Below are 4460 nucleotides of genomic sequence, written 5' to 3' on the forward strand. Positions count from 1 at the left end.
CTGCACCGCCGCCGCCCGCTGCACCGCCGCCGCCCATGGGCTTCGCGGGTGGGATGCCCGCCACCGGCATGCCGGGTGGGATGCCGCCGACCGGCGCATTCGGCGGACCCGAGATCCTGCCGTCGCAGGCCCGACCTACCCCGCCCGGGGCGATGAACAGCTTGGATCCCTACCGGGAGGTGCCGACCGCCGGTCGGTGGACCCAGCAGAACGGCAAGCTGGTCAAGGTCACCCTCGGTCCGGATGCGTTGGCGCTGCGCGGGTCGATGGTCGCTTACCAGGGCAGCGTCGAGTTCGACTACAAGAGCGGCGGGCTGCGCGGTCTCATCGAGGGCAAGCTGACCGGCCAGAGCCTCAAGCTGATGACCTGCAAGGGCTCGGGTGAGGTCTTCCTCGCCCAGGACGCCGCGGACCTGCATATCGTCGAGCTCGGCAGCTCCTCTCTCTGCATCAACGCGAAGAATCTGCTGGCAATGGACGCCACCGTGCGCACCGAGGTGCGTCGGATCGAGAGCCCCGGCATCCCCGGCGGGGGGTTCTTCCACTTCGAGGTCTCCGGGCCGGGTTCGGTGGTCGTCATGACCAAGGGGTCCCCGATGACTCTCACCGTGCGGGGCCCGACCTTCGCGGACATGAACGCCCTCGTCGCCTGGACCACCGGCATGCGGGTCAGTGTGTCGACTCAGGTCCGGATCTCCCGGCAGATCTACGCCGGCAGTAGCGGCGAGGCACTGGCCCTGCAGTTCATGGGGTTCGCGGGGCACTTCATCGTCGTCCAGCCGTACGAGGTCTGAGGCGTGTCGACCATCCGGGGAGCGTGCCCGGCGGGAGGACCGCCGGGGGAGAGGAGCGGGCCGTGCAGGGCAGCCTGATCCAGCACTACGGACCAACTCCGATCATGGAGCGGATGAGCAGGCACGGCTCGAAGATCGCCAAGGTGGTCATGAACCCGGGCCAGGATCTCTTTGCCCGGGTCGGGTCGATGATTGCCTACGAGGGGCTGATCGACTTCAACCCGCAGCCGCCGCAGCTCGGCCGGATCGCCTCCTCCTGGGCGACGGGTGAGGGCGTTCCGCTCATGACGGCGACCGGCCAGGGGCTGCTGTACCTCGCGGACTATGGCAAGGAGGTCATCGTCGCGCAGCTTGCCGGCGAGGGACTCTCGGTCAACGGCAAGAACATCCTGGCCTTCGACGCCGGGCTGCAGTGGAGCATCGAGCGGGTCCGCGGCATCACCATGCTGTCCGGGATGGGGATGTTCAACGTGGTGCTGCGTGGGCACGGCTGGGTAGCGCTGACCGCCAAGGGCAGTCCGATCGTGCTCGACACCCGGGAAGCGTCGACCTACGTCGACACCGACGCCCTCGTCGCCTACACCGATGGGCTGCGCGTCGAGCCCCGGCGCACCGCCCGGCTTGGCGGGCTCATCGGGCGCGGATCCGGGGAGGCGTTCCAGCTCGGCTTTTCCGGCCAGGGGTTCGTCGTCGTGCAACCGAGCGAGGACGAGCGGCCGACCTTCTCGGTGCGGGGCTGAGGCCGCGATGGCACGGTGGGGGCGGGCGGCCGGGTACCGGCGCCGGACGGCGGAGCGCACCGCGGAGAGGACGGGGACGGGGACATGACGCAGGGCGGGATGTACGGCGGCCACCCGAGTGGTCCGCAGGGCAACTATCCCGGCGGTGGTCCGGGCTATCCGCCGGGCCCGGGCTATCCGCCGGGCCCGGGCTATCCGCCGGGTCCGGGCTATCCGCCGGGCCCGGGCTATCCGCCGGGTCCGGGCTATCCGCCGGGTCCGGGCTCTCCCGGCGGTGGTCCGGGCTATCCCCCGGGCCAGGGGACACCCCCCGGTGGCTCCGGTGGTCCCGGTGGGCCGGCCGGCGGCCTCCGCAGCAGTCTCCTGGACAATCCCGAGCGTCCCTCGGACGAGCCGTTCTCCCTACAGAACGGCAAGATGCTCAAGGCGACGCTTGGCGCCCGCGGGATGCGGGAGTTCTACGCCCGCAAAGGCGCGATGGTCGCCTACCAGGGTGCCGCGAACTTCGACGCGCACTGGGAGGGCTGGGGCTCGCGTTTCCGCAGCTTCTTCAGCGGCGGCGAGGGCCTGAACCTCATGCAGGTCTCCGGATCGGGTTCGGTCTTCCTCGCCAACCAGGCGCAGGACATCCACATCCTCGACCTGGTCGGTGACGGGCTCACCGTCGACGGCAAGAACGTGCTCGCCTTCAACGTCGACCTGACCTGGGACCTGGTGCGGGTGGACAGCCAGGTCGGCATCGCCGGTGTCGGGAGTTACCAGGTCGAGCTGCGCGGCAATGGCCGGGTCGCCGTCTGCACGTCCGGGGCGCCGCTGGTCATGCACGTAACGCATCAGAACTACTACTTCGCGGACGCTGACGCGGTCGTCGGCTGGTCGTCGAGCCTGCAGGTCTCGATGCAGGCGGCGGTGACGTCCTCGGCCGTGTGGCGACCCCGGGGGAACACCGGGGAGAGCTGGCAGATGCAGTTCACCGGCGAGGGCTTCGTCATCGTGCAGCCCTGCGAGCTACTTCCGCCGTACAACGCGATCGCGGGTGCCGGTCCCGCCGGACAGTTCGGCCTCGGTCAGGGCGGGTTCCAGGGCAACCAGCTCGGCAGTCACGGTGGTCATGGTGGTCACGGCCTAAGCGGCGGTGGCGGCCTAGGCGGTCTGTTCGGTAACCGCTGAGGCGACACCGCCTGCGACGGACGGGCGGCGCGCGGGCTCATCTCGCTCGCTCGACGCCCTCGGCATTCTTGGCGTACCCGGCATCCTCGGCGAACACGTCGGGGGTGCGGACGTGTTCGGGCCGGAATCCGATGCCGATGACCCGCCCGAGCACCCGTCTGATCCGCGGCGCCGCCGTGGCGGTCACCCCATGGGACATCATGGCTGTCACCAGGTTGGACATCCCGGCCCGCACCGCCCCCGTCACCGTTCTTGCCGTCGCGTTCGCCACCGCGTTCGTCATGGGGGCACGCGTGACCCGGCGTGACGGGCTGCCGCCGTGCGCCGGCCGCTCGTCATCACCCAGCAGGCGCACCAGGAAGGCGCCCTGCCGGACCTGGATCATCTGCATGAGCACGACCGGCCAGGTCCGCCGGCGCTGCACCCGCCGCAGCTCGGCCGGCTCGGGCGGCCCGGCCCGCAGCGTCGCGGCCATCAGGTTCGCCGTCGCCACCGCGTCCTGGACGGCGTAGTTCACCCCGACACCGCCCGCCGGGGACATCGCGTGGGCGGCATCGCCGATGCAGAGCAGACCCGGCTGGAACCATCGGCGAAGCCGGTCGACCTGCACCACCAGGGTCTTCACCTGGTCCCAGTCGGTGAGGTCGTCGACGACAGCGGACAGCGCTGGCGCCGCGGCGATGATCCGCGCACGGAACGCCGCCAGCCCGCCGGCCGTCTTCGGCTGCCGCTGCGCCGACCCCTTCCGGAGCACCATGCCGCACTGCCAGTAGTCGCGTCGATCCAGGGTGATCAGGGCGTGGCCCTTGCGGAGGTGCGCCAGGGTGAATCCGTCCCCGTTTCCCTCCTCCCCACGCCCGTTCCCCTTTTCCTCCCCATGCCCGTTCCCCTTCCCGTTCCCGTTCCCGTCCCTCGCCGCCCGGCGGCCGCTCGCGGACCCGTCGCCCATGTCTTTCGGCAGCCGGAACCAGAGGACGTCGAAGGGAGCGCCGTGCTCCCGCACAGGCAGGCCGGCACGGGACCGCAAGGTCGAGTGCCGGCCGTCGGCAGCCACCGTCAGATCCGCCCGGATCTCGACCTCCCCGAGGGGGCCGGCCGCGCGCACGCCCACGACCCGTCCGTTCGCCCGGACCAGGTCGGTTGCCTCGGTGCTCATCGCCAGGCGGAACGTCGGATAGGCGGCGGCCCGCTCGGCCAGAAACGTGAGAAAGTCCCACTGAGGCATCAGGGCGATGAACGGGCAGGGCGTCCGCAGGTGCCGGAAGTCCACAACGGTCCGGCGCCGGCCCGCCATATCCAAAGCCAGCGTGGCGGCCCGGGTGTGCGGGAGGCGAAGGAAGTCCGTGAGCAGGCCCAACTCCGCCATCACTGCCATCGTGGACGGGTGAATCGTGTCACCGCGGAAGTCACGGGCGAAATCGGCGTGCTTCTCCAGCACGATGACGTCCACCCCCGCGCGGGCCAGCAGCAGACCGAGCATCATCCCCGCCGGCCCACCGCCCGCGATGGCGCATCGGGTGGTCCAGCGCAACGGTGCGGACGGTGTTCCCATGCCGGCTCCCCGGATCCCCCCGGGTCTGCCCCCGCGTCGGCCGCCACCGGGCGGAGCGACCGCGGCGGTCCCCCGGAGCCTGTCGTCCCCGTCGTCCTGCCCGGACGTCCTGCCTGGCATCCTGCCCCGCCGGGGAGATGATCGAACCTGTCGACCTCGTCGCCCGCCAGGACGGGCATCAGGACGGGGGCATCGGGGCGGGAG

At 71.1% G+C, this 4460-nt stretch carries 4 protein-coding genes; 3 read left to right on the forward strand and 1 reads right to left on the reverse strand.

Annotated elements, in window-relative coordinates:
* The 3 genes from AC08OV_RS23685 to AC08OV_RS23695 form a co-directional block, all read left to right on the forward strand.
* Positions 1–794 (forward strand): AIM24 family protein (locus AC08OV_RS23685; RefSeq protein WP_476620345.1); only part of this gene is annotated, 794 nt, incomplete at its 5' end.
* Positions 795–856: 62 nt separating this feature from the next.
* Positions 857–1534, forward strand: coding sequence for an AIM24 family protein (locus tag AC08OV_RS23690; protein WP_462188165.1), 678 nt, complete (start codon positions 857–859; stop codon positions 1532–1534).
* An 84-nt stretch (positions 1535–1618) separates the two neighbouring features.
* Positions 1619–2704 (forward strand): AIM24 family protein, encoded by a 1086-nt coding sequence (locus AC08OV_RS23695; protein WP_476620346.1) that lies wholly within the window; start codon positions 1619–1621, stop codon positions 2702–2704.
* A 37-nt stretch (positions 2705–2741) separates the two neighbouring features.
* Here AC08OV_RS23695 and AC08OV_RS23700 read toward each other — a convergent pair whose 3' ends face one another.
* Entirely contained in the window at positions 2742–4256 is a 1515-nt protein-coding gene (locus AC08OV_RS23700) for an FAD-dependent oxidoreductase (protein WP_476620347.1), read from the reverse strand.
* Between the last annotated feature and the right edge of the window lie 204 nt (positions 4257–4460).

This window comes from Frankia sp. CeTa3Moorea, assembly GCF_978021225.1.